The following is a 23,433-nucleotide window of genomic DNA, read 5'->3' as shown; positions in this document are numbered from 1 at the left end:
TTGCGGCGCTTTGGAATTCAGGTAACGCTCTTGGAGCTTATTTTCAATAAAGGAAGAAGTCTTCAGAAAAATACACCATCACAACAGTCCCCATTCGACGGTGAACAACGTCTGATCATCCACCTGTTGTTTCAACTGAGATTCGAGCTGCCCAATCAAATCGTTGCGCTCGCTCTCGATCTCGTCCTGTCGATTGAACAATTCACGCCGCAGTTTGCTGCGCTTGCCTTCCAGTTCGCGCTGGCTTTTCTGCCAGTGAAGTTTCTCGTCCAGCGTCGCGGCGATGGCCGCTGTCCGGCGTACCTCCTTGATGTCTCGGTCGATGTCCTTGATGTCCTGCTCCAGCCCCACCTTCAGGTCATCCGCCCAGGCATCGAGCTTCTGAACTTCCTGGCCGAAATAGCCAAGGTGCCGCTGATTGACTTCGCCCAGCAACGCACTCAGACGTTTCTCCACGTCAGCTTGCAGCGCCGCATGGCCCGACTCGCCGACGAGTTCCGCAGGCACCACCACCGCCGGCAGCTTGAGCAACTTGTCCGGATCGTTTTCCGCCAGCACCACACCGTCTGCCGTACAGGCCGCCACGATCAGGTGCTCCTCCTCCTGACCCAGCGCGGTCACGGACACCCGTTTCAGCGTCAGCCACCCGGTCTGGCCTCGATACGGCAAGAGGGTGCTGACCAGCGTTCCATGCGCGTCATAGTCGAACACGAGCCGCACCGGCTGGCCGGACAGCGCACGCGACTTGGCTTGCGTCAGCGCCCATTGCGCCAGGGTGTGCCCGACGCGGTAGGTATGGGCGGCACCATCGGCAGGCACATCGCCGGCCTCCTTGCGCTTGGGCAACTCATAACGCCCCAGGGCCATCGGTTCGACCCCTTGGGCAACCGTCCCCGCTGGCACGCTGTGCAGCAAAAACCCGTGGTCATCGAAATCGGCAGCCCCCGCGAGTTCCGCCCGCGTCACGTCCATCAGCAGCTTTTCAAACCGGCTCCGGACCTCCAGGCTGTCTGCGGCCCGAACGCGCAGCTTGTCCTGCACCTCCACGTCAAAGTTCTCCAGCAGCAATTGCCGGGTCTTGACCATCGCCGTGTTGATCTCGGTGGACAGGTCTTGCTGCAGTTGCTCGAAACTGGCGCGGATGGTGTCCGGATTGCGGCAAGTCTGATAAATCTCGGCAATGCGCCGCTCGAAATCGACGCCCGACCCGATCGCCCCCAGCACCTCGTCGCTGGCCCCGAAGACACCTTCGAATAACTGGAATTTCTGCGCCAGCAGCTCATAGACCCGCACATCCGCCTCGTTGCTGAGGTCGATGAAGTTCACCACGACGACATCGTGCTTCTGCCCATAGCGGTGACAACGCCCGATGCGTTGCTCGATGCGCTGGGGATTCCACGGCAGGTCGTAATTGATCACCAGCGAGCAGAACTGCAGGTTGATGCCCTCCGCGCCCGCTTCGGTGGCGATCATGACGGTGCCGCGGTCCCGGAATTGCTCGACCAGCGCCGCCCGGGTATCGGCCGTTTTCGACCCGGTGATGCGGTCGGTGCCTTCGTGGCGCTTGAGCCAGTCCTTGTAGACCGCCTGCGCCCGGGCGTCGCTGTTCGTGCCGTTGAACAGAACGATGCCATCGCCGTATTCGGTATCCGCCAGCAGTGACAGCAAATAGCTCTGCGTGCGCTTGGACTCGGTGAAGATGATGGCCTTCTTGGCCGCGCCCAGCCGCTCCAGCTCGGTGAACGCGCGGGCCAGCGCCGTCAGCAGAGCGGCGCCCTTGGCGTTTTCGCGGATGTTGATGGCCAGGTTGCCAAAGCGGCGCAGCTCCTCGATTTCCTGCGTGACCGCATCGCGGGTGTCACGCCGATAGGGATCGACGGCACCTTCCGCCCCATTCCACTCCTCTGCGGTTTCATCGAGCGACTCGTAGTCGTCATCGAGTTCCTCGGCCAGATCGGGCAGGTCTGCAGACTCGTCGAGTTTTCCTTGCAGCCGCTTCGCCATCGTCTCCAGCGCCCCGGCAATGGCGTGCGTGGAGGACGCCAGCAGCTTCCACAGCACCAGCGAAATCAGTTGACGCTGCCCCTCGGGCATGGCCTGGAGCTTCGGGCGGCGCAGGTAATCGGCGACCAGCGCAGACAGTTCCTGCTCTTCCGGCGACGGCGTGAACTCCTGAACGATGGCGATCCGGGCGGTATAGGACACATAGGGCTGCACCTGTCGGCGCAGGGTGCGCTTGCAGACCGTTGCCAGCCGCTGCCGCAGCCCTTGAAACGCCTGCTCCCGACTCTGTGCGGTGAACTGGGTGCGGAAGCTGTCGAGATCGCCGAACACGCGGTCGTCGATCATGCTGACCAGCCCGTACAGCTCCAGCAGGGAGTTCTGCAGCGGCGTCGCCGTCAGCAGCACCTTGGAATGCACATGACCAAGCGCGTCCTTGAGCGTCTTGGCAATGACATTGCTGGTCTTGTAGACATTGCGCAGGCGATGGGCCTCGTCCAGCACCACAAGTTCCCACTCGATCCCCTTGATGTCGCTGGCCTTGGACTTCGCGAACTGGTACGAGCAGATGACCGGACCTGTCGCGCCGGTGAGGAATGGACTTTTGTTCCCCGCCTTCTTGAGCGCGTTGTAGCTCTTGGCTTCCAGAATCACGCCTTGCAGATGGAACTTGTCCTGCAGTTCCTGGTGCCACTGCTTGCGCAGATTGGCGGGCGCGATGATCAGGATGCACCGCCGCCGCTCGGCCCACCGCTGCGAGATGACCAGCCCCGCCTCGATGGTCTTGCCCAGCCCGACCTCGTCCGCCAGGATCACGCCGCGAGACAGCGGGTTCTTGCAGGCGAACAACGCCGCTTCCACCTGATGCGGATTGAGGTCGATTTGCGAATCGACCAAGGTGGACGCCAGCGATTCAACCGTGTCGCCGGCTGCACGCCGGGTCAGCAACCAGGCGCAGTATTGGCTTTGGTGCGGTGTCAGTGGCGGTGGTGGCATCGGCGGGAACCTTGTGGTGCGGTCAGTGCGAGGAATGCGGCGTCAGCGGGCGCACCTGCAATTGTTCATCAGCCGCCCGAGGATGGGCGGCAACGCAGTCAAGGCTTTCGCTTTGATCGAATGTCCCGGCGTTCGCGCTGGCGATACGCGGAGAGCGCCGCGCCGATCAGGCAGAAAAGCGGCAGGAGGTACTGCCCCACGCTGGCCATCGACTGAATGAGCGTCCGCACCACCAGCGCCCCCGCTTGGCCCGGCTGCAACGGCGTCACCGCCATGGGCGCCGCGAGGCGATGCAACACGACATAGGCCACGATGGCGAGCACGACGCCCACCCACCAAGGCAGCTTGGCGACGAGGTCCGTCACCGCGTCGGCGCCGCTGGTCTTTCGTCTGCGAGACATGGTTGTTTCTCCCCTGGTGCCCGTGTGGTTCGGTCAATGCCGGCTGGGGTCACGATGGCCTGAGAGTCAGGCGCCCACTTTTTTTGCCGTGCGGAGGGCGACGATAGCCCCGCGTGCGTTGCCTCTGGCCGCGGCGATGGGCTGAAAGTGAGAAATTATTCCGGTCTCAATACCGATTGCTCTGCTTCAGCGGCAATCGTCGCAGCCGGCTGCAGGTGGCTCGCGGCATACCGTTGCGCGGGATGGCTGGCCTGATCCGGAATGACATAGGTCAGCAGCGCCTCGCGGACCATCGGCGTCAGGTAGTCCCGCACGAATGGTTTCTGCTCGCGGCGCCCAAGCAGGCGTGCCAGTTCAGCAGCACTCAGCGGCGTTTGCCGGCACAACAGGATGATCAGTTCACGGATGCGGGCACGGCTGGGCCGGGTGCCCGGCTTGGGCAGTTGAGCCAGCAAATCGGGCGGTAGCTGGTGACTATCCGGCTCAGGCTGGTGACTTTGGTCTGGATAGTCACCAGGTTCAGGGACGTGTGCAGGCATTGGCGCGATCACCGCCTCAATCACCGGCAACCGCAGCACCGTCACGAACGTCCCCGCCTCCCGCCGCGACTCGAACTCGGGCGCCGGACAGCCATGCGCCTCGCAGACACGGCGGATCGTGCGGATACCGCTGCCCTTCGCCTCGGCAATCTCCACATCGCGGAACACCGCCGCCAGCACCGGGTTGCGCTGCGCCGGCCCGGTGCGCCCCAGTTCGGCCACCGGCTTGAGCGAACAGCCGGTGTTGATGAACTCGATGCGGTCGCTGTAGCGCACCACCATCGTCGGCTGGTTGAAGCGGTAGCTGCGGTGAATGATCGCGTTCGCCAGCGCCTCGCGGAACGCCTGACGTGGCACCAGCGGCTCCTGAAGACTCTGCATCGCACCGGGCGGCAGGTAGAAGCCACGCGGCAGGTCGTCCTCGATGGCCGCCGCGATCTGCCGAAACGCCAGCAGCGCACCCTTGCGCACATCCAGCGTCGCGGCAAAGCGGCGCTCCGGATCGGCCACCCACTCGGTGCCGACCACGCGCACATACGACACCTCCGCCGTCGGAAACAGCCGCCGCAGCGTCAGCGGCCGACCGAACAGCAGCACCCCCGCCACCGTCGGCTTCAGCACCCCGCCCACGCGCCGCGCCGCCAGCAGTGCTTCGAGCAAGTCGTCGTCGCTGTAGCCCAGCTCCTCCGCCTGCGGATTCACCAGCCGCCGCAGTCGCCGGTATTCGGCCACCGCGTCGGGATCGAGTTCGTCGAGTGAGCAATCCTCGACCACCTTCGCGTCAAAACCGGGCTGCGGCTCGTCGATGCGGCGCAGCGCCCACAGGTCATCGTCGGTGCAACGCTGATCGGTCGAGCCGATGCGCCGGAACGCGCCGCGAGGCAGCCCGGTGGCCCGCAGGTAGACCGGTTTGTCACCCAGCGCCACCTCGGCCACGAACACCACCAGCACCGCCCGCCCGTCGATCGATTCGACCCGCATGCGTGGGCGCAAGGGCTGGTTGCGCTGGCTGGCGCACTGGCTCGCCAGATCGGATTGCAGCTTGTCCGGATCAGTCACCCCGACCGCGTGATACGCCTGCCCCGGCCCCGCCCGCTCGACACCCAGCAGCAGATAACCACCGCCCAGCGCCGGCTCGTTGGCAAAGGCGATGACCGTTTCCAGCACCGACTTGCCCGCTGCGGAGGCGCGCTTGGCCTCGATGCCAGGCGATTCATCGACGCTGTTGAGTTCGCGCAGCAATTCGGTGGCCGAACGCATCAGGCGGCCCTCCGGCGCAGGCGTGGAGCAGGGTGGGTGCAGGCCCAGGTGGAGCGGGTTGGCATGAGGCGAGATTGTGGACTGCTGCGCTCAACGCCGCGCTATCGTTCTATTGACAGAAACGCTGCCGAATCCAGCCCCCTTTGGTCAATAGGATGTCAATAAGACGGTCAATAGAGGCGCGTTCCCATAGAGAGCGCCCTCTGCAAGAAGGCACCGTTTATTGACAGCCCACGGCGAACGCTGTCAATAAACGTGGTCAATAGAACCGCATAGAACAGCAGACAAGGAGCGCGTCCTTACCGTTGGCGAGGTTGCGCAACAGCACCCTTCGGAACCGCCATCAGCCGCACGCCCCGCGCCTTGGCGATGTGCCTCAGCGCGTCGGCCAACTCGCCCGCATCGCCCTCGGCCAGCACCACGCGCAGGTACTGCGCCACGGCCTCGTCGTTGTCCAGGTAGTCCGCCATGTCGAACTCGGGCAGGTCAGCGATCCTGGTCATCTTCGCCCTCGTCATGCCCTACCGGATCAACCCCGCCACGGACACCCCCAGCGCCTGCGCCAGCTTCGCCAGCGTGGCCGCGCTGCCGGTGCGCTTGCCGCCCTCGATCTGGCTGACATAGGCGCGGCTCAAGCCCGCGGCATCGGCCAGCACCTGCAGCGTCATGGCCTTGTGCTCGCGCCAGGCACGCAGCGGGCTGGCGCCGTCGGCCATCGCCATCGCCACGGCGGCGGGGTAGCGGACGCCATCGTCTTCGCGCTCGAAACGCTCCAGGTCCGCGATGTCCTCCGCGTCTTCTGCGGCCTCCCGCATGCGCTCCCACAGCGCCGCTGGCACCACATAGAACGCCGGCTTGCCGTCCTGCTCGATCACCTGAACATGGCTGCTCATTCGTACACCTGACCCCTTCCGCCGATCTTGATGACCAGCATCACCACCCGGTCATCGAGCAGGCGGTAGATCACCCGCCAGTCCTGCACACGCAACCGGAACTCCGGGCGCCCTTGGAGCCGCGTCACGTTGTTGTGCGCTGCGTAAGGGTTGCCCGCTACTGCCTCGATCTTGTCCAGCGCCTTGGTGGCTTCGCGGGTGAATTCGATCGAATGCATGGCCTCATGTTCGCACATTGCTAACAACCGTGCTACAGGAGGCTGATGGCCCGCTACGGCTTCGCCCGCCGCAGCCCCTCGGCCTGCCGCTCGTAGTCGTCGCGTGACCGGGTCATGTCGGCCAGACAGCGCGAGCGGTCCTGCTGGTCCTGCAGTTTCATGCAGTGGTCACGCTGCCAGGCCTGGCCGATGTTCCAGAACTGGTCCGTGCTGCAGGCGCTCAGCAGGGTCAGGCTGGTGGCGATGGCGAGGGCAGCGAGTCGCAGGGGCAGGGGTGTGCGCATGGCGGGGCGGGTGTCCGGATGGGTGTGATGCGGCAATGTGGCAATGAAAGCTGCCATTTCGGCAGAGCTTGAAGCGAAACGCGGCAGTTCATGCGCTTCCGCCTGACGCCGACCTCCGGGAGACTCTACCCAACCCCAGAACTCCCGGAGACCTCCATGGACACCCGCACCCCCTTCCCCACCACCCTCTACCTCGGCGTGGACGACATGGTCCGCCTCGTCCAGCGCGTCGGCCTGCCCGCTTGCATCGCCGGAGTCGCCGAACGCATCGAAGCCGACTTCCGGCGCTGGCCCGAGTTCGACAAGAGCGCCCGCCTCGCCTGCCATTCCGCCGACGGCGTGATCGAGCTGATGCCCATTGCCGACGCCGAACGCTTCACCTTCAAGTACGTCAACGGCCACCCGAAGAACACCCGCGCCGGCCTGCCCACCGTGATGGCCTTCGGCGTGCTGGCCGATGTCGCCACCGGCGCGCCGCGGCTGCTGTCCGAGCTGACGCTGACCACCGCGATCCGCACCGCCGCGATGTCCGCCACCGCCGCGCGCCACCTCGCCCGCCCCGGCAGCCGCGTGATGGCGCTGATCGGCAATGGCGCACAGAGCGAGTTCCAGGCCATCGCCTTCCGCGACCTGGTCGGCATCCGCGAACTGCGCCTGTTCGACACCGACCCGGCCGCGACCGCCAAGCTCGTCGCCAACCTCGCCGGCCTGGGGCTGTCGGTGACGGTCTGCGCCAGCATCCGCGAGGCCGTGCGCGGTGCCGACATCGTCACCACCGTGACGGCGGACAAGGCCAACGCCACCATCCTGACGCCGGACCTGATTGCGCCTGGCATGCACCTGAACGCGGTCGGCGGCGACTGCCCCGGCAAGACCGAACTGCACGCCGACGTGCTGCGCTGCGGCCCCGTATTCGTCGAATACGCGCCGCAAAGCCGCATCGAGGGCGAGGTGCAGCAGATGCCCGCGGATTTCCCCGTGACCGAGTTCTGGCAGGTGCTGACCGGGCAGGCGCCGGGCCGCACGTCCGCCGAGCAGGTCACGGTGTTCGATTCGGTCGGTTTCGCGCTGGAGGATTACGCGGCGCTGGGTTTCGTGTACGACACGGCGCGGGCGCTGGGCCTGGGCCGGGGGATCGATCTGGTGCCGCAGGCGGTGGATCCGAAGGATCTGTTCGGGGTGCTGCGCGGGCCGGTGGAGGCGCTGCGCATCGCGGCCTGACGTGCAGAGACAGACTCAGCGGTAACTCGCCAGCAGGATGCTCGTTTCGGTGGTGCGGATGCCCTTGATCAGCCGCACCCGCTCCAGCACCCGCGACAGCTCCGCCATCGAATCCGCCCGCAGCTCGGCCAGCAGATCCCAGCGCCCGTTGGTGTCGTGCAGCGCCTGCACGCCCGGCTCGCCGAGCAGGTTGGCGATGACCTCGCGGGTCTGGTTGCCCTCGACCAGCACGCCCATCCAGGCGCGGATCTGGTCCGGCTCGGCGTCCGGGCGCAGGCGCAGCGTGTAGCCGACGATGACTTGCTCGTCTTCGAGCTTGCGCAGCCGGTTGGTGACGGTGCCGCGCGAGACGCCGAGCTTGGTCGCCAGCGCGGCGACCGTCAGCCGAGCGTCCTGGCGCAGCAGCGAGATCAGGTGGCGGTCGGTGTCGTCCATGGCGGGAGTGTGCCTCGGGCGACCGGCAGGGACCGCCTACTTCATGATCGACACGCACGTCGCCGCATTGGCGCTGCTGACATAGCCCAGCCCCGCCGCCGTCACTCCGGTGACGCAGAACGTGGCCGTGCCGGTCTTGGTCGAAGTGGTCGAGGTCAGCGTCACGTTGCCGGCGGCATCGGTCAGGCCCTTCGATATACCGGTGATCGCACCCGTCCAGGTGCCAGCGACCGAGGCGCTCTGCACCGGCTGGCCCAGACCGTTCAGCACCAGCACCTTGGCCGTCGCCTGGTTGCGGGCGGTGGTCAGCGCGACGGCCAGACCCTGCACATGCACCTCGGTCGCCGCCGAGCCAGTAGCGGGCTTGCTGACGGTGCAGGTTTCGCCCGCGGTGTACTTGATCCAGTCGTAGGTGGACGACAACGGCGTGCCCGGGTAGACGAAGGTGCCCGCCCAGCCCGCGGCCGTGCTGTCCACCGGCCACAGGTTCACCATGACCTTGTGCAGCGAGTCGCTCGCCTTGGGCGTGGGCTTGAGCGCCGAGTCGAGCACCTTGTAGACCGACACGCCATCGGCGAACCACTCGATGCCCTTGGAGGTCCACTTGAAGGCGTACTGGTGCAGGCCCTGCGCGGCGTCGAAGGGCAGATCGACGAGGTGCTCGTTACCGCCCTTGTAGGTGTCGTCGTTGGTCCAGAAATTGGCCTGGAAGCGGCGCGTGTTGCTGCCGACGAACTCGATGTCGATCTCGTTGTGCCGACCGTTGCCGCCGTTGTCGTAGGGGCCGGCGAAGGTGAAGAACGAACTCACCACACCCGCCGCCGAGACGGGCTTGAAACGTGCCTCGTAGCAGCCATAGCCGTGGTAGCCGTTGGTCTGGTACTGGCCCGAGGTGGTGGGCTTGCCGAGGGTGGCGACGTTGTCGAGCCGGATCGACACCAGGCTGTTGGCCGTGGTGAGGTGGTCGGCTTTCCAGGCGTTGTTGAACGGCGAGCCATTGGCCCAGCCGTCGGCGCGCAGCCAGCGGGCGGTGTCGAAGGTGGTCAGGTCGTCCTTGAAGCTGGGCTGGGCGACAGGCGCAGCCGCCGTGCTGGCGGCGAAGCCCAGCAGGACCAGCGAGAGGACGGGGCAGAGGCAGAGGGGTCGGGTGATGGGCATGGTGGTCAGCATTTTGCATCCTTGGGCCGCGACAATCTCGCCATGAACATCCCTGCCTCTCCTCCCCTCGACCACGAAGCCGGCTCGCGCCGCAGCACCCGTGACACCACCCGCACCGACGACACCCGCATCGACGCCGTGCGCCCGCTGATCACCCCGGCGCTGCTGCACGAGCGGCTGCCGGTGAGCGAGTCGGCGCTGGCGCTGGTCGAACAGGCGCGGGGCCAGATCGCCGACGTGCTGCACGGCCGCGATGACCGGCTGGTGGTCGTCGTCGGGCCGTGTTCGATCCACGACCACGCGCAGGCGATCGAGTACGCCGCCCGCCTGAAGCCGCTGGCCGACGCGCTGCGCGGCGAGCTGGTCACCGTGATGCGCGTGTACTTCGAGAAGCCGCGCACGACGGTCGGCTGGAAGGGCTACATCAACGACCCGCACCTGGACGGCAGTTTCGCGATCAACGAGGGGCTGGAGCGGGCGCGGGCGCTGCTGCTGGACATCCTCGGCCTGGGCCTGCCGGCGGGCAGCGAGTTCCTCGATCTGCTGAGCCCGCAGTACATCGCCGAGCTGATCTCGTGGGGGGCGATCGGCGCCCGCACCACCGAGAGCCAGAGCCACCGCCAGCTCGCCTCGGGCCTGAGCTGCCCGGTCGGGTTCAAGAACGGCACGGATGGCGGCGTGCGCGTCGCCACCGACGCGATCCAGGCCGCGAGCGCGCCGCATGCCTTCATGGGCATGACCAAGATGGGCGTGGCCGCCGTGTTCGAGACGACGGGCAACGCCGATTGCCACGTCATCCTGCGCGGCGGCAAGGCGCCGAACTACAGCGCGGCGGACGTGGAAGCGGCGTGCGCGATGCTGCGTGGCGCGGGCTTGCGCGAGCAGGTGATGGTCGATCTGTCCCACGCCAACAGCAGCAAGCAGCACCGCCGCCAGATCGAGGTCGCCGAGGACATCGCGGGCCAGATCGCGGGCGGCGAACAGCGCATCACGGGCGTGATGATCGAGAGCCACCTGGAGGAAGGCCGGCAGGACCTGCGGCCGGGCGAGCCGCTGCGGCATGGGGTGTCGATCACGGATGCGTGCATCAGCTTCGCGCAGACGGAGCCGGTGTTGCGGCGGTTGGCGGAGGCCGTGCGGGCGCGGCGGGGGCGTGAGGCGGCCTGATCAGGCGAAGGCCCGGCGCTGCGCATGCAGGAAGGGCCGGTCGATCTGCGCCGCCAGCGCGTCGAGGTCAGCCCTGCACACCCCGTCGGCCCGAAACGACGTTGCCCACGTCTCGATGACGGCCACGACACGGCGCACCTCGACCACCGCTCGGTCCCGTGTCAGACCGAACTGGCCGCACATCGACAGTGCGTTGTCGAGCGTGGATTCCGCCCCCGCCTGACCGACGCGCATCTGCTGGTAGCCCAGCGCCTGACCTGACGGCAGCACATCGAAGGCCGGTGACAGCCACCACTGCCGGCCGTCGCGGGTCAGCAGGGCGTGGTTCTTCTCGTGGTCGTCGGTGTTGTCGATCAGCAGGTTGAAGACCATGCGGCGGAACAGCTCGTGCTGCTGGCGCAGGTGCAGGCCATCCGCCGACACACCGCGCCGCCGCAGCCACGCCGCCAGTTCCGGATAACCCGGCTCGTCTCCGCAGGCCTGTAGCGCGCAGCCTGCCGACTGGCCGTGCAGCCGCCGACCGGGTTCGCGGTCGAAGCGGCGCACTGCCACGGCGTGACTCCCGGTGGGCAGCGGAATCGGCCGGGTCGGCGCCACTTCGATGCCAGCCCGCGCGGCCAGCGTCATGCAGGCATGCTCGACCAGTGGCATGTCGATGTCCTCGCCCGGCTCCGAGAACTTCAGCACCCACGGATGCCCATCGATCTGCACCAGCGCCTTCGGCCGCGCGCCGCCCATCGTCACGCCCGGTGCGAGCATGCGCCGCTCCGCATCCGACACCGGTTCGCCAGACAGCACCCGCTGCGTCAGCCCATGCAGCACGGCCACATCGCCCCACTGCGGCAGCGGCCCGATGTCCCGCGGCAGGTACTGCTCTGCCGACGTGGACACGCCCAGTGCGCCGAAACGCTCGTCCCCGGCGAAGTAGAGGAACTCCATCAGCGAAAGCCGGGGTGGACGGTCGATGAAGCGGATCACGCGCTCGCCCCAGCGATCGGGCCGGGCGTCGTCGATGGCGCCGGGTGCGCTGTCGCGCTGCGCAGGCAGGAACTCTTCGTCGATCAGCGGCAGGTCTTCGCTGAGCGCGAAGCCGTTGGCCAACCAGTCCGCGGCATAGCGCAGCGACACGCCGCGTACCGAGCGGGCCGTGTGCAGCTCGCCGACATAGGTGGGGGTTGAGGGATCGGTCAGGCACCAGAGGTGCAGCGTGTCGGTCACCTGGTAGCGCAAGGTCATGCCGGATCTCCTGTCTTGTCCGCCGCGGTGCTGCTGGTCCGCGAGCGTGACCGCCGCCGCTGCATCGCGGCCTGGATGTCGCGCTCCATGGCCCCTCGGTCATGCTGTGGCGCGGCCAGCTCCCCCAGCGCCTCGGCCCTGCCCATCAGCCACAGCGCCGTGGCGACGATGCCCAGGCCGACGCCCGGATCGCCCTGCTCCAGCCGAATCAGCGTCGGCACCGATACGCCCAGCCTCTGCGCCCAGGCACGCTGCGACTCACCGCGCCGCACGCGTGCCAGCGCCAGATCTTCGCCAAGCTGGCGCAAGGACCGCTCGACGACCGGGGGCAGCATGGACAGGGCTTCGGGGGATTTTGACATTGCATCATCTTGAGTGATTGCGGTGAAATGATCAACTTAATGTGATGTCAATGAACTTGGTGTGATTTGACCGGATGGTCAACGCGGGTTGGTTTCGGTATGCTTTTTCGCATTCGATCCACAGGGGGAATGGGCATGGCCACAAGCGAGAAGCGGCGGATCTTTCTGGCCTCGTCGGCAGAGCTGGAGGCCGACCGACGGGCCTTCGAGATCTTCATCAACCGGGTCAACAAGCGCTGGAACGCACACGGGCTGTTTCTGGAGCTGGAGATCTGGGAGGACTTCGACAGTGCCGTGTCGGCCACCCGCAAGCAGGACGACTACAACGCGGCGCTGCGGCGATGCGACCTGTTTGTCCTGTTGTTCTGGACCAAGGTCGGCAAGTACACGCGCGAGGAATTCGAGGCGGCGCTGGCGCAGTTCAAGGCGACCGGGCGGCCGAAGCTCTACGTTTACCGGAAGACGACGCCGTTCTCGGCCGCCGAGCAGTCAGCGCGCGATCAAGTGAGTCTGGGGGAGTTCCGGATGCGTCTTGAAGCGCTGGAGCACTTTCCCGGTCACTACGACAGCGTGGACACGCTGACCAGCCACTTTCGGGATCAGCTCGACGATCTGGCGGCGGCTGGCTGCTTCGGCAATGTTGGACGACGGCTGCCGTCTGCGGATGACGCTCCCACGGTGTCGGTCGCCGTGAAGGGTGACGGTACCGCGGCGGTCGGAGCGGGTGCGCTGGCTGTTGGCAAAGGCGGTGTCATCGTTCAAGGAGACAGCCACGGTGACATCAACACCGGCCTGCAGCACTTTGCCGGCAAGCTGAAGGATTCCCCGAACTGGAACAGCGATCCGCAGGCTGTCCAGGAGGCGATGCGCCGTGAGTGGGGCTGAAAGTCTCCCCCCCCCAGAAACGCAGAGTGCCGAGCTGACCGAGGCCCGAGAACTCAAACAGGGGAACACCGCAACACCACACGGAACCCGAGAACGCTGAAACGGTAGTCGGGGTGAACCCCGTCGTGGAAGGCACCGCGCAGGCTGACCACGGAACCGACCCACGACCCGCCGCGCACGACCAAGTGGGGCTCACCCTTTTTGTGCAAGCTGCTCGTCCACTCCCAGACATTGCCCGCCATGTCCTCGCAGCCGTAGGGACTGGCTCCCGTTGCGAAGGCACCCACCGCGCTGCCATTGGCGCGTTCCGCGTCGAAGTCATCTCCCCAGGGATAAACGCGCTGACCGTTGCCGTTGGATTGCATTGCGCCCTGCGAGCCGCACATGACGACCTGCACGGCATCAACCTCGACCGTCTGCGGTGTCACCGGCACCCGCTCGCCACCCCGCGCCGCCTTCTCCCACTCGGCTTCTGACGGCAAGGCCACTTCCCACCCCGGCGGCAGTCGATCGCGCCAGCGCCGTGTCAGCCATGCACAGAAGCGGCGTGCGTCGCGGAAGGTCACATGCAGCGCAGGAGCGTTGGGTCGGCCTTCGAGGCTGTTCACGCCGTCCGGCGTGTTGCCGTCGTTGACGAACGCCAGCCACTGTGCCGTCGTCACCGGGAACCGCGCCATGAAGTACGGGGACGGCAGATCAACCCGATGGACGAGCTTCGTGCTGTCCTCCCACGTCTCGCCGCCCATCGTGAACGCCCCCGCTGGCACGAAGCAGAACTGCATCGCGTCCACGTCCGTCACCTCTGGTCGCGGGTCACCCAGCTTGGCCAGCGTGCGCCCCGCCAGCGCCCGCTCCAGTGCTGGCATCTTCGGGTGGCGCAGCAGCTTCAGTTGCCAGTCGCGCATCAGCCCCAGGTGGGCCTCGCGCCGCTCGGGCAAATCGCGCAGATCGACGTTCTCGGCCAACACCTGCCCAGCCAGCAGCGCGCCATGGCGATCGGCGTCGCCGCCGTCGCGGTCCTTGCAGCACAGGGCTTGGCTCAGCTCCCAGACGCTTGACTGCGATCCCCGCGCCACCTTGGCCGCCGCCAGCAGCGTGACCTCGCGCCAGCGGTTCAGATCAGCGCACGCGAGTCCGGCGAGGGCATCGGGGAAGTCCGCGTCGGTCAGGTGACAAGCGGCCAGGTATTCCTGGAACGAGCGGTGCGGGAACTTGTAGAAACAACCCTCGCCGCCGTGCTCGGCCAGCAGCCCCGTGCGCTCATGCAGCAGACCGAGGCGTTCGCTCAGATGCCGCTCCAGCAGCTTGGGGCGCAGGTCATCGTCAGGCCGGGCGCGCTCCAGTGCCTCGACCAGCCGCTGGCGCGGGATGTCGGCGGTGCCGCGCAACTCGCGCTGTCCGCGGTGCGCCTCGAAGGCCAGTCGCTGCAGCTCGCGGCGCAGGCAGGCCGGATCGGTCTTCAGCCACTCCGCCAGACTCGGCCGCACCACCTCGCGCCCCGTGGCGTCGCGCACGCACTTCTCGCCCTCCCACTCGTCGAGCAGCATCGTGACGACCTCGTCGTACAGCGCCTCGCGCCGGTGCGGCAACTGCCCGCCATCGCGCACCTGCAAGCGCACCATCAAGGTCAGCAGCAGCGGCTGTTGTGCCAGTTCCGCCAAGCGGGCGTTGCCGTCGATCGCCTTGCGCAGCGTGGCCGCGTGCGCGCGAGCGGTGTCGGCCTCGATCTTGCCCAGCCGGATCTGCACCCCATACCAGGCTTCGATCAGCCGGTCGGTCTGTGGCCGCGTGAACGGCAGCAGTTGCGCCGTCGCGAAGCCCTGCAGCGCCCAGGCTCCTCGGGTGTCCTTGAGGTACGCATAGGTGCGGCAGGTGACGACAAAACGGTTGCGCGGATACCGCTCGGCAAATTGTTCCAAGGCCGCCTTGGCGTGCTCGCGGCAACCCTCGGCGTCTGGCACCTCGTCGAGTCCATCGAACAGCACGAGGCAGTGCCCGTGGTCGAGCGAATCGCGCAGCACCGCCGCGAATTCGTCGAGCGATCGCTCCTTCAGCCGCTGTTCCAGGTAACGCAGCACGGCCAGGCCATCCGCCTTGCCGGTCGAATCGGTCGAGCGTTGCGCCACCAGATCGCGCAGGACGACCGGCACCGGCAGCAGCACGCCGTGGTCCCAGCGTTGCGGCTCGGCTTGCTCCTGTTCCTTGCCGGGTCGCTTTTCCGTCGGCACCGGCATGCGCAGCCAGCTCAGGTGCCGCGCTGCGTCCTCCAGCACGTCGCCCGCCATGCCCAGCGCCACCGCGTCGAGCAGCGTGCTCTTGCCGCTGCCCGGGCCGCCCAGCAGCACGAGCCGTGGCTCGGCGTTCATCGCTTCCAACGCCGATATCGGGCGCCGCTTCTCGCCCTTCATGGCCAGGATGGTTTCAGCCGCCGCCGTGTCGTCCATCAGGTCGCCGCGATGCACCAGCAGCGCCGTGTAGAGCGACGACAGTGCGACCCCCGCACCACCGAGCGCCACTTGATCGGTCAACTGAACGAGATCGCGCAGGTAGCGGTCGAGCCACTGGCGTTGATGCGCTTTGGGGTCGGGGCCATGGTGAATGGTGATAGGGCCGCTGCTGTTCCCACCCACGTACACGCCGGCAGGCCCGACGGCCACCGCGTGCGTGCCTTGCGCGATCGCTCCACACCCATCAAGGTTGGCCCGTGGATTCGGCGCCTGTGTTTGTTTGTCGCTCACTGCCTGTCCCCCCGCATCACCCGCCCGCTGTCCCCCGCTGCCAGTTCTCGACCACCAGCCCCGGCACCAGCCCGAAATGCCGCACGTTGTCCGTGACCAGCACAGCCCCCAGCGCCAGCGCATGCGCCGCGATCATTTCGTCGAAGTCCCCGATCGGCGTGCCGCGCAGCCGCAGCGTCGCGCGCAGCCGGCCGTGCACCTCGGCTACCGCCGCATCCCAGGGCGCCGTGGTCGCCGTCTGCAGAAAGCCGTCCACCAGCCGCGCCAACCGGAGTGCGTCGGGTTTCAGCGCCAGCCCGTAGCGCAGTTCCGAATGGGTGATGGCCGAGATGCTCCAGTCCCCCGACTCCAGTTGCAACAGCCGCTGGTCGATCCCTGGCGAACCGCGCAGGGCAGCACTCACGGCATTCGTGTCGAGCAGGTAGTGGGTCATTCGGTCCAGCCCGCAAAGGGATCGCGGGTCTCGATGCCCTGCGCCCGGTCGACCAGGAAGTCCTCGGGCGCCCCACCCAGCGCATCGCGCAAGGCCATGAAGTCCTGCCACGGACTGGCGGGCGGCGTGGCGGACAGGATGACGTTGCCCGTGTGCGGATCACGGGAGATGTAGACCTGCTTGCCCTCGAAGCGGAATTCGGCGGGGAGCCGAATCGCCTGGCTGCGGCCGTTCATGAAGAGGGAGGCGGTTTTCATGTGTCAATGGTATATGCCGCGGGATATACCAACAAGCACAACTCAGCGCCGCCCCGCGTGCGCCTGCCCCTCGGCCCACTGCGGCCCGATCTTCTCCAGCAACCCAGCCACAATTCGCCCATCCCCCCGCGCCTCGGCCAGCGTCTCGGCCATCGCGTCGGCGATCCGCTCGATCACCTGCCGCGGCTGCGCGACCCCGCAGACCTCGCGCCCGAAGCGGACCAGCTCCTCGGTGGTCGGATAGGCGCGACTGCCGTGCCGCCCGTGGCGCCACTTCAGCGCGAGCGTGCGGTCGATGTCCTCGAAGCCGCCGGGGCGCTCGTAGGTGTAGACCGTCGTCGTCACCACGTCATACAGCGGCGCCAGCCGCACATCCCGCTCGTCGCGGTAGAGCAGCCCGAAGTTCTTCAGGTGCGCGTCTCCATTGCGCACCATCACCGACAGCGTCAACTGCGCGAAGAACACCGCCAGATCCCGTGCCCGGTTCGAGGACAGCAGCCCGATCACCTCGGCCACGCGCTCGTAGCTGCCGTGGTACTTGCGGTTCGAGAGCTTGTCATGCACCCGCAGGCCCATCAGCGCCGCGATGTCCTCGAAGCCGAGCCGCTCGCCTTGCGCCCCCAGATCGAAGCGGTCCACCACCAGCAGCCCCGCATCCTCGGACAGCGCGAACCCCGGCACCTCGATCCCCGCCCGTCGCGCGGCGCTCAGGCACAGGAACTCGTTCGCCGCCAGATCAGGGAACGCTGCCCCCGCCTTCTTGACGATCAGATCCGGGATCGCCAGCGCGGCCCGGCAGACGGAAACCGACCCACCCGATGCCGCCATCGCCCATCAGCGCCAGCAGGTGCATCTTGGTGATCTGCGCCTTGCGGAACCACTCGATGATCTGCTGGAACAGGAAGCCTTCCGGCAGGTTCATCTCCATCGACGGGAAGAGGTCGCCGTCCTCGTGCAGCGCCCGGTTCACTGGCAGCAGCAGGCTCACGGCGGGCTGCGCCTCATCGTCGCGGGTGTAGCGGAAGACATAGGTCGATTCGCGGATCAGCTCGCCCGCCACCGTGCCAGACAGCGTCACGTCCAGCCGCTTGATGCGCTCGGGCAGCCCCGGCGTGCCCATGTCCGAGGTCATGCGCCACCCCCGGGTTCATCCTCCTCGTCGAACGCAAAGCGCCGCCGCATCTCCTCCAGCGTCGGCCGCCCCGCCGGCACGATCTCGATGGCATGCCCCAGCACTTGCAGCAGCGCCAGCAGCGAACTCACCGACACGTCACGCCCCTGCTCCAGCCGGTACAGCACGTCGCGGCTGCGGCCGGAACGGTCGGCGATCTCGACTGTTCCCAGGTCCGACGCCTGGCGCACTGCCTTGACCTGCCGACCGAGGTCCGAGAGGGTGTAGATCTTGTCTTGCATGAAAGACATATTGCGGCTTCCCAATGAATTTGTCCAGAATGCAAGACAAGTGACCCTCGCTGCGGCTGAAACCCACCCCGGTTACCATCATCCGCTTGCCCGCTCGCGTCCTCCTCGGCCGCATTTCCCCATGCAGTCCTCCCTCTTCCGTCACGCCCTCGTCCTCGGCCTCGTCTCCGCCATCGGTCCGTTCGCGATCGACATGTACCTGCCCGCGCTGCCCGAGATCGGCCACAGCCTGCACGCCGACACCGCGCAGGTGCAGCTCAGCCTGACGGTGTTCTTCCTGGCGCTCGGCCTGTGCCAGTTGCTCTATGGCCCGCTGTCGGACCACTTCGGCCGCAAGCCGCCGCTGTATTTCGGGCTGGCGCTGTTCGTCGTCGGCAGCATCGGCTGCGCGCTGGCGCCGGACATCGAGACGTTGATCGTGCTGCGCTTCATCGCCGGGGTGGGCGCCTGCGCGGGCACGGTGATTCCACGGGCCGTCGTGCGCGATCTGCACACCGGCGTGGAGGCGACACGGCTCACCTCGTTGCTGATGCTGGTGTTCAGCGTCTCGCCGATCCTGGCGCCGCTGGCGGGCAGCCTGGTGATCGCGGTGGCGAGCTGGCGCTGGATCTTCTGGACCGTGTCGGCGCTGGGCGTGCTCGGTATCGCGCTGCTGGCGTCCCAGCTGGAGGAAAGCCGCCCGGCCGGGATGCGCACCGCCTCGACCCTGGGCGGCGTGCTGGCGACCTACTGGACGCTGCTGCGCGACCGCCACTTCATGGCCCTGACGCTGATCGGCGCCTTCGGCATGTCGGCCTTCTTCGCCTACCTGGGCAACTCATCCTTCCTGCTGATCGGCCACTACGGCGTGACGCCGATGCAGTACGGTTTCCTCTTCTCGGTCAACGCCGCCGCCTTCATCGGCATCGCGCAGTTCAACGGCCGGCTCTGCGCGCGTTACGGGCTGGTGCGCGTGGTGCAGGCGGGTGTCGCGGGCTTCGCCTCGATCGCGCTGTTGCTGTGGGCGCTGTTCGCGCTCGGGGTGGACCGGCTGGACGTGCTGAGCGTGCTGGTGTTCTGCAGCTTCGGCTGCCTCGGCCTGGTGGTGCCGACCACCGCCGTGCTGGCACTGGAGGCCCACGGCGAGACGGCAGGCACGGCATCCGCGCTGCTCGGCACGACGCAGATGGTCACCGGCGCGGTCGTGATGGGCGTGCTCTCGCTGTTCGTCGATGGCTCACCGCTGCCGATGGTCAGCGGCATCGGCGGCTGCGCGCTGGTGACCGCCTTGCTCACCTGGTTCACCCTGAAACCCGCCCATGCGGACCCGGCCGCTGCCCAACATGTCTGACGACCACGACAACCAGATCCTCGTCCCCGAGTCCTTCCTCGACCTGCACCGCGATCGCCACCGCACGCGCCTGCGCACGCCGATCGCCGAGGTGCGCGCCCGCTACGAAGCCTGCGAAGACCTCGCGCAGCAGCTCGTCGCGCAGGCGCAGCACATCCACTTCGATCTGGGCGTGTCGGAGGACGAGGTGCTGATGCGCATGGAAGCGGGCCTGCAGACGCCCGAGTCCGGCTTCACGCCGGACGAGGCGGTGTGGGTGACGCGGCGGCTGGCCGAGCTGCTGCAGTGGGATTGATCGGCGGCGTAAAAAATATTTCCTCGAATCTGCTGTTCGCCTGCATCCAGTTCGCCAGCGCCTGCGTAAGAGACATCACCAACCTCAACCTGCTACTTGCTGGAGATGTCCATGAACACCAAGCTCATCCTGTCTGCCGCTGCTGTGGCCCTGCTGTCGGCCTGTGCCAGTTCCGGCCCCATGACGCCGATGATGCCGTTCAGCCAGATGGCGCTGCCGGACGCCGTCAAGGTACCCGACGGCCACAAGGTCGCCATGGAAACCGTGGGCGCGGGCGAGATCACCTACGAATGCCGCGTCAAGGCGGGCACCGGTACGGTGGACCAGATGGAGTGGTTCTTCGTCGGACCGGCCGCGGGCCTGAAGGACCGCAGCGGCAAGATGGTGGGCAGCTACTACGGCCCGCCCGCCACCTGGCAGTCGGCCGATGGCTCGAAGCTGACCGGCATGCAGGTGGCGGTGGCGCCGGCCAGCGCGGGCAACATCCCGCACCAGCTCGTCAAGGCCAATCCGGCGATGGGCGCCGGCGCGATGACCGGCGTGAGCTACATCCAGCGCACGGCAACCAGGGGTGGCGTCGCGCCGTCCCAGGTGTGCGCGGCCAGCAATGCCGGCCAGCGCATCACCGTGCAGTACCAGGCCGACTACATCTTCTGGACGCCAGCCTGATCGCTGGCGCTGCGCGGGTTCAGGAGCCAGCCTTCTCCGGCTCGCGCAGGAAAATCTCGACGCGGCGGTTCTTGGCGCGGCCGTCGGCGCTGGTGTTGTCGGCCACCGGCTGGCGCTCGCCCTTGCCGTCGATCGAGATGCGCGTGGCCGAGACGCCCTGCGTCACCAGATAGTCGCGCACCGAGGCGGCACGGTCGACCGACAGCGGGTTGTTGACCGCGTCGCTGCCCTGGCTGTCGGTGTGGCCGGTGACCTGCACGTGCATCGTCGCGTCCAGACCCTGCGCGAACTTGGTCAGGATCGGCGCCAGCGCAGGGCGGATGTTCGAGCGGCCCGAGTCGAAAGACAGGTCGCTGGGCACATTCACCTTGAGCTGGTTGTCGCTGGTGCGGGTCACGTCGATGCCGGTGCCCTGGGTCGCCTGCTCCATCGCGCGCTGCTTGTCTTCCATCTTCTTGGACCACAGGTTGCCGGCGACCGCGCCGACCGCGCCGCCGATGACTGCGCCCGAACCGGCCTTGCCGCCGGTGACCTTGCTCAGCACTGCGCCGACCGCAGCACCTGCCGCGGCCCCGGTCGCCGTGCCCTTCTGGCGGGCGCTCATGTCGGCGCAGCCGCCGAGGAGCAGCGCAGCGGACGTGAGGGCCAGGACCAGGGGACGGGAAGGGGTGAATTGCATCATGGTGGGAAAACTCCGTTGTCGAGGTGTACCCAGCCTAGTCTGCCCGGTACACCGGAATGCACACCATCCATTAAGACAGTGTCCGGATGTATTGAACGTTTGAAAGTGGTGTGTCGATGACGCCGGCCAGGTGACGATCGGTACCTGTGCGTGTGCGGCTGTATCGGCGGGGCATCCGGGGCGACAATCACGCCTGCCCCTGCCGGCCCCTGACCACGAAGACGACGGACCACTGCCTTGAACCCGACCCCCCTGTTCCTGCCCTGCGCCGCTGGCGTCGAGCCTCTGCTGGCCGACGAAGTGCGCGCCATCCTGACCGCAGCCGGTGCGCCGCAGGCGGCCAAGTCGGTGAAGCTCGGCCGTGGCGGCATCTCGCTGATCGGCAGCATCCACACCGCCATGCGCCTGAACCTGGAGAGCCGGCTGGCTCCCCGCGTGCTGTGGCAGGTCGCCGAAGGCCGCTACCGCGACGAGGAGGATCTGTACGACATCGCCCGCACGGTGCCGTGGACCGACTGGATCACGTCGCGCCAGACGCTGCGGGTCGATACCTCGGCCGTGCGCTCGCCGCTGCAGAGCCTGCACTTCGCCTCGTTGCGCATCAAGGATGCCATCTGCGACGTGATGCGCGAGCAGACCGGCGAGCGCCCGGACGTCGATCCGCGCTTCGCCGACCTGTCGGTCCAGTTGCACGTCGGCGAGGACTACGCGCAGGTCTACGTCGATCTGAGCGGCGAAGCCCTGTTCAAGCGCGGCTGGCGCGAAGTGCAAGGCGAAGCGCCGCTCAAGGAGACGCTGGCCGCGGCGATGCTGGCTGCCGCGGGCTGGCACGGCCGCGCCGAGGACGGCGACCTGCTCGACCCCTGCTGCGGCGCCGGCACCATCGCCATCGAGGCCGCGCAGATCGCCTGCGGCATGGCGCCGGGCCTGCAGCGCAGCTTCGCCTTCGAGAAGCTCGCGCCCTTCCGCGCCGAGGTGGTGGCGTGGCAGTCGATGAAGGCCGAGGCGCGGGCGCGGGTCCATGCGCCGGCCGTGCGGGTCTATGCGGGCGACGTTTCTTTCCGCATGACCGACTTCGCCACCCGCAACGCCGAGCGGGCGGGCGTGGCCCACGTCATCGACTTCAAGACCGTCGATGCCCTGCAGCGCAACGCCCCGACCGAACGCGGCGTGCTGATGCTGAACCCGCCCTACGGCGAGCGCATTGACGCCAAGGGCACGGGCTCTGCACCGGGCGGCTACCGCGATTCGCGGGAAACCTTCGAAGGCGGCGGCACCTCGCAAGCCTTCTTCGCCGCGCTCGCCACCCACTGGAAACGCCAGTACGCCGGCTGGACCGCCTGGGTGCTCAGCCCGGACGCGAAGCTGCCGCAGGCGATGCGCTTGAAGGAGTCGCGGCGGGTACCGATGTGGAACGGGCCGATCGAGTGCCGGCTGTTCCGGTTCGATCTGGTGGCGGGGTCGAACCGCAGCGAGCCGCGCTGACCACGGGAGGTCTGGCCGGGCGGCGGTGCGGCCTATCATGAGATCCGTCACGAACCCGACGGAGCTTTCCGCATGCCACTCACCTCCCCGACCCGCCGCCTGCTGCTCGCCCTCGCGGCGGCCTTCGCCACCGGCCTGGGCACCGCACCGGCCCTGGCCGACAACGGCAAGACCATTCGCCTGCTCGTCGGCTTCCCGCCCGGCGGCGGCACCGACGCCATCGCCCGCACGCTGGCCGAGCGGCTCAAGGACGAACTCGGCGCGACCGTGATCGTCGAGAACAAGCCCGGCGCGGGGGGACAGCTCGCCGCGCAGGCACTGAAGACCGCCGCGCCGGACGGCACCACCTTCTTCCTCTCGCACGACCACACCATCACCATCCTGCCGCTGGTGGTGAAGACACCCGGCTTCGATCCGGCCAAGGACTTCGTGCCGGTGGCCGGTTTCGCCACCTTCGTCAACGCGCTGGCCGTCTCGGGTGGCACGCCGGCCAAGTCGGTGAACGAGTACGTGAACTGGGTGAAGACGGCCGGCGGTGGCAAGGGCGCGGTCGGCGTGCCGGCGCCCGCGTCGGTGCCGGAGTTCCTGGTGAAGGTGATCGGCGAGAAGTACAAGCTCGACCTGATCGCCGCGCCCTACCGCGGCAGCGCGCCGATGATGACCGACATGCTCGGCAACCAGATCGCCGCGGGTGTCGGCTCGGTCCCCGACTTCATCGAGAACCACAAGGCGGGCAAGGTGCACGTGGTGGCCGTGCTGGGCGGGGCGCGGCAGGCGGCGCTGCCGGACGTGCCGACGTTCGCCGAACTGGGGCTGGCGGGTTTCGAGGACGTGCCGTACTACGGCGTTTTCGCCCCGGCCGGCACGCCGAAGGAGACGATCGACCGCTTCGGCGCCGCGCTGTCGAAGGTGATCGCGCAGCCCGACGTGCGCGAGCGGCTCACCGGGATGGGGCTGACGGTGGGCTACATGCCGGCCGAGCAACTGGGCCAGCGCGAACATGCCTACAGGCAGGTCTGGACGCGCATCATCAAGTCGAGCGGGTTCCAGCCGCAATAGGCCGGGC

26 protein-coding genes are annotated in these 23,433 nt (G+C 67.5%); 8 read left to right on the top strand and 18 right to left on the bottom strand.

The genetic code is table 11. From position 1 onward, the window contains the following. Window positions 1-78 precede the first annotated feature (78 nt). The 7 genes from RMP06_RS04040 to RMP06_RS04010 all read right to left on the bottom strand — a co-directional run bounded on the left by RMP06_RS04040 (window position 79) and on the right by RMP06_RS04010 (window position 6,592). Window positions 79-2,997, bottom strand: coding sequence for an SNF2-related protein (locus RMP06_RS04040; protein WP_310460498.1), 2,919 nt, complete (start codon window positions 2,995-2,997; stop codon window positions 79-81). Window positions 2,998-3,095: 98 nt separating this feature from the next. Continuing rightward, a complete protein-coding gene (locus RMP06_RS04035; RefSeq protein WP_310460497.1) occupies window positions 3,096-3,398 on the bottom strand; it encodes a hypothetical protein in 303 nt (100 codons plus the stop codon). 155 nt (window positions 3,399-3,553) lie between these two features. After that, window positions 3,554-5,197, bottom strand: a complete 1,644-nt coding sequence (locus RMP06_RS04030; RefSeq protein ID WP_310460496.1) for an ATP-binding protein — start codon at window positions 5,195-5,197, stop codon at window positions 3,554-3,556. 299 nt (window positions 5,198-5,496) lie between these two features. Beyond that, window positions 5,497-5,700, bottom strand: a complete 204-nt coding sequence (locus RMP06_RS04025) for a helix-turn-helix domain-containing transcriptional regulator (protein ID WP_310460495.1) — start codon at window positions 5,698-5,700, stop codon at window positions 5,497-5,499. A gap of 18 nt (window positions 5,701-5,718) precedes the next feature. Next, window positions 5,719-6,090, bottom strand: coding sequence for a helix-turn-helix domain-containing protein (locus RMP06_RS04020; RefSeq protein WP_310460494.1), 372 nt, complete (start codon window positions 6,088-6,090; stop codon window positions 5,719-5,721). Continuing rightward, entirely contained in the window at window positions 6,087-6,308 is a 222-nt protein-coding gene (locus RMP06_RS04015; RefSeq protein ID WP_310460493.1) for a type II toxin-antitoxin system RelE family toxin, read from the bottom strand. The genes RMP06_RS04020 and RMP06_RS04015 overlap by 4 nt, the downstream gene beginning before the upstream one ends. Window positions 6,309-6,361: 53 nt before the next feature. Next, window positions 6,362-6,592 (bottom strand): hypothetical protein, encoded by a 231-nt coding sequence (locus RMP06_RS04010; protein WP_310460492.1) that lies wholly within the window; start codon window positions 6,590-6,592, stop codon window positions 6,362-6,364. Between the two features lie 156 nt (window positions 6,593-6,748). On the opposite strand from RMP06_RS04010, the gene RMP06_RS04005 reads away from it, so the two are divergent. Then, a complete protein-coding gene (locus tag RMP06_RS04005) occupies window positions 6,749-7,813 on the top strand; it encodes an ornithine cyclodeaminase (RefSeq protein ID WP_310460491.1) in 1,065 nt (354 codons plus the stop codon). Between the two features lie 15 nt (window positions 7,814-7,828). Here RMP06_RS04005 and RMP06_RS04000 read toward each other — a convergent pair whose 3' ends face one another. Both RMP06_RS04000 and RMP06_RS03995 read right to left on the bottom strand, forming a co-directional pair. Beyond that, on the bottom strand, window positions 7,829-8,248 hold the full coding sequence (locus RMP06_RS04000; protein ID WP_310460490.1) for an Lrp/AsnC family transcriptional regulator: 420 nt from the start codon (window positions 8,246-8,248) through the stop codon (window positions 7,829-7,831). A 36-nt stretch (window positions 8,249-8,284) separates the two neighbouring features. Beyond that, on the bottom strand, window positions 8,285-9,418 hold the full coding sequence (locus RMP06_RS03995; protein ID WP_310460489.1) for a family 16 glycosylhydrolase: 1,134 nt from the start codon (window positions 9,416-9,418) through the stop codon (window positions 8,285-8,287). A gap of 30 nt (window positions 9,419-9,448) precedes the next feature. On the opposite strand from RMP06_RS03995, the gene RMP06_RS03990 reads away from it, so the two are divergent. Continuing rightward, window positions 9,449-10,573: a 3-deoxy-7-phosphoheptulonate synthase gene (locus RMP06_RS03990; protein ID WP_310460488.1), complete on the top strand. Its 1,125-nt coding sequence runs from the start codon at window positions 9,449-9,451 to the stop codon at window positions 10,571-10,573. Here RMP06_RS03990 and RMP06_RS03985 read toward each other — a convergent pair whose 3' ends face one another. Both RMP06_RS03985 and RMP06_RS03980 read right to left on the bottom strand, forming a co-directional pair. Continuing rightward, window positions 10,574-11,809, bottom strand: coding sequence for a type II toxin-antitoxin system HipA family toxin (locus RMP06_RS03985; RefSeq protein WP_310460487.1), 1,236 nt, complete (start codon window positions 11,807-11,809; stop codon window positions 10,574-10,576). Further along, entirely contained in the window at window positions 11,806-12,171 is a 366-nt protein-coding gene (locus RMP06_RS03980; protein ID WP_310460486.1) for a helix-turn-helix domain-containing protein, read from the bottom strand. Before RMP06_RS03980 ends, RMP06_RS03985 begins: the two co-directional genes overlap by 4 nt. Before the next feature lie 135 nt (window positions 12,172-12,306). Here RMP06_RS03980 and RMP06_RS03975 point away from each other — a divergent pair, with 135 nt between their 5' ends. Then, window positions 12,307-13,056, top strand: coding sequence for a hypothetical protein (locus RMP06_RS03975; RefSeq protein ID WP_310460485.1), 750 nt, complete (start codon window positions 12,307-12,309; stop codon window positions 13,054-13,056). Window positions 13,057-13,109: 53 nt separating this feature from the next. On the opposite strand, the gene RMP06_RS03970 is transcribed toward RMP06_RS03975, so the two are convergent. The 6 genes from RMP06_RS03970 to RMP06_RS03945 are packed head-to-tail and all read right to left on the bottom strand — an operon-like array spanning window position 13,110 to window position 17,897. Then, window positions 13,110-15,794 carry an SUMF1/EgtB/PvdO family nonheme iron enzyme gene (locus RMP06_RS03970; protein ID WP_310460484.1) on the bottom strand — a complete coding sequence of 895 codons (2,685 nt, stop codon included), beginning with the start codon at window positions 15,792-15,794 and terminating at the stop codon, window positions 13,110-13,112. Between the two features lie 16 nt (window positions 15,795-15,810). Beyond that, a complete protein-coding gene (locus RMP06_RS03965; RefSeq protein ID WP_310460483.1) occupies window positions 15,811-16,227 on the bottom strand; it encodes a type II toxin-antitoxin system VapC family toxin in 417 nt (138 codons plus the stop codon). Further along, on the bottom strand, window positions 16,224-16,484 hold the full coding sequence (locus tag RMP06_RS03960; protein WP_310460482.1) for an antitoxin: 261 nt from the start codon (window positions 16,482-16,484) through the stop codon (window positions 16,224-16,226). Before RMP06_RS03960 ends, RMP06_RS03965 begins: the two co-directional genes overlap by 4 nt. Before the next feature lie 42 nt (window positions 16,485-16,526). Continuing rightward, window positions 16,527-17,312 carry a type II toxin-antitoxin system HipA family toxin gene (locus tag RMP06_RS03955; protein ID WP_310460481.1) on the bottom strand — a complete coding sequence of 262 codons (786 nt, stop codon included), beginning with the start codon at window positions 17,310-17,312 and terminating at the stop codon, window positions 16,527-16,529. Then, window positions 17,221-17,616, bottom strand: a complete 396-nt coding sequence (locus tag RMP06_RS03950; protein WP_310460480.1) for a HipA N-terminal domain-containing protein — start codon at window positions 17,614-17,616, stop codon at window positions 17,221-17,223. Before RMP06_RS03950 ends, RMP06_RS03955 begins: the two co-directional genes overlap by 92 nt. Next, a complete protein-coding gene (locus RMP06_RS03945) occupies window positions 17,613-17,897 on the bottom strand; it encodes a helix-turn-helix domain-containing protein (RefSeq protein ID WP_310460479.1) in 285 nt (94 codons plus the stop codon). The genes RMP06_RS03950 and RMP06_RS03945 overlap by 4 nt, the downstream gene beginning before the upstream one ends. A 130-nt stretch (window positions 17,898-18,027) precedes the next feature. Between RMP06_RS03945 and RMP06_RS03940 the strand changes: the two genes are divergently transcribed. The 3 genes from RMP06_RS03940 to RMP06_RS03930 all read left to right on the top strand — a co-directional run bounded on the left by RMP06_RS03940 (window position 18,028) and on the right by RMP06_RS03930 (window position 20,200). Further along, complete coding sequence (locus tag RMP06_RS03940; protein WP_310460478.1) at window positions 18,028-19,236, top strand: multidrug effflux MFS transporter; 1,209 nt, start codon at window positions 18,028-18,030, stop codon at window positions 19,234-19,236. Further along, the gene (locus RMP06_RS03935; protein ID WP_310460477.1) at window positions 19,229-19,531 is read left to right on the top strand and encodes a hypothetical protein; all 303 of its coding nucleotides are present in this window, start codon (window positions 19,229-19,231) and stop codon (window positions 19,529-19,531) included. Before RMP06_RS03940 ends, RMP06_RS03935 begins: the two co-directional genes overlap by 8 nt. A 111-nt stretch (window positions 19,532-19,642) precedes the next feature. Continuing rightward, window positions 19,643-20,200, top strand: a complete 558-nt coding sequence (locus RMP06_RS03930) for a DUF3455 domain-containing protein (RefSeq protein WP_310460476.1) — start codon at window positions 19,643-19,645, stop codon at window positions 20,198-20,200. Between the two features lie 19 nt (window positions 20,201-20,219). On the opposite strand, the gene RMP06_RS03925 is transcribed toward RMP06_RS03930, so the two are convergent. Next, window positions 20,220-20,882, bottom strand: coding sequence for a YiaD family glycine zipper/OmpA-like lipoprotein (locus tag RMP06_RS03925; protein ID WP_310460475.1), 663 nt, complete (start codon window positions 20,880-20,882; stop codon window positions 20,220-20,222). A 237-nt stretch (window positions 20,883-21,119) separates the two neighbouring features. Between RMP06_RS03925 and RMP06_RS03920 the strand changes: the two genes are divergently transcribed. Both RMP06_RS03920 and RMP06_RS03915 read left to right on the top strand, forming a co-directional pair. Further along, the gene (locus tag RMP06_RS03920; protein ID WP_310460474.1) at window positions 21,120-22,367 is read left to right on the top strand and encodes a THUMP domain-containing class I SAM-dependent RNA methyltransferase; all 1,248 of its coding nucleotides are present in this window, start codon (window positions 21,120-21,122) and stop codon (window positions 22,365-22,367) included. A gap of 72 nt (window positions 22,368-22,439) precedes the next feature. After that, window positions 22,440-23,426 carry a Bug family tripartite tricarboxylate transporter substrate binding protein gene (locus RMP06_RS03915; RefSeq protein ID WP_310460473.1) on the top strand — a complete coding sequence of 329 codons (987 nt, stop codon included), beginning with the start codon at window positions 22,440-22,442 and terminating at the stop codon, window positions 23,424-23,426. Window positions 23,427-23,433 lie beyond the last annotated feature (7 nt).

Origin of the sequence: Sphaerotilus sp. (assembly GCF_031429695.1) — a bacterium.
GTDB lineage: Bacteria > Pseudomonadota > Gammaproteobacteria > Burkholderiales > Burkholderiaceae_C > Sphaerotilus.
This window is presented reverse-complemented; position numbering and strand designations above follow the sequence as displayed.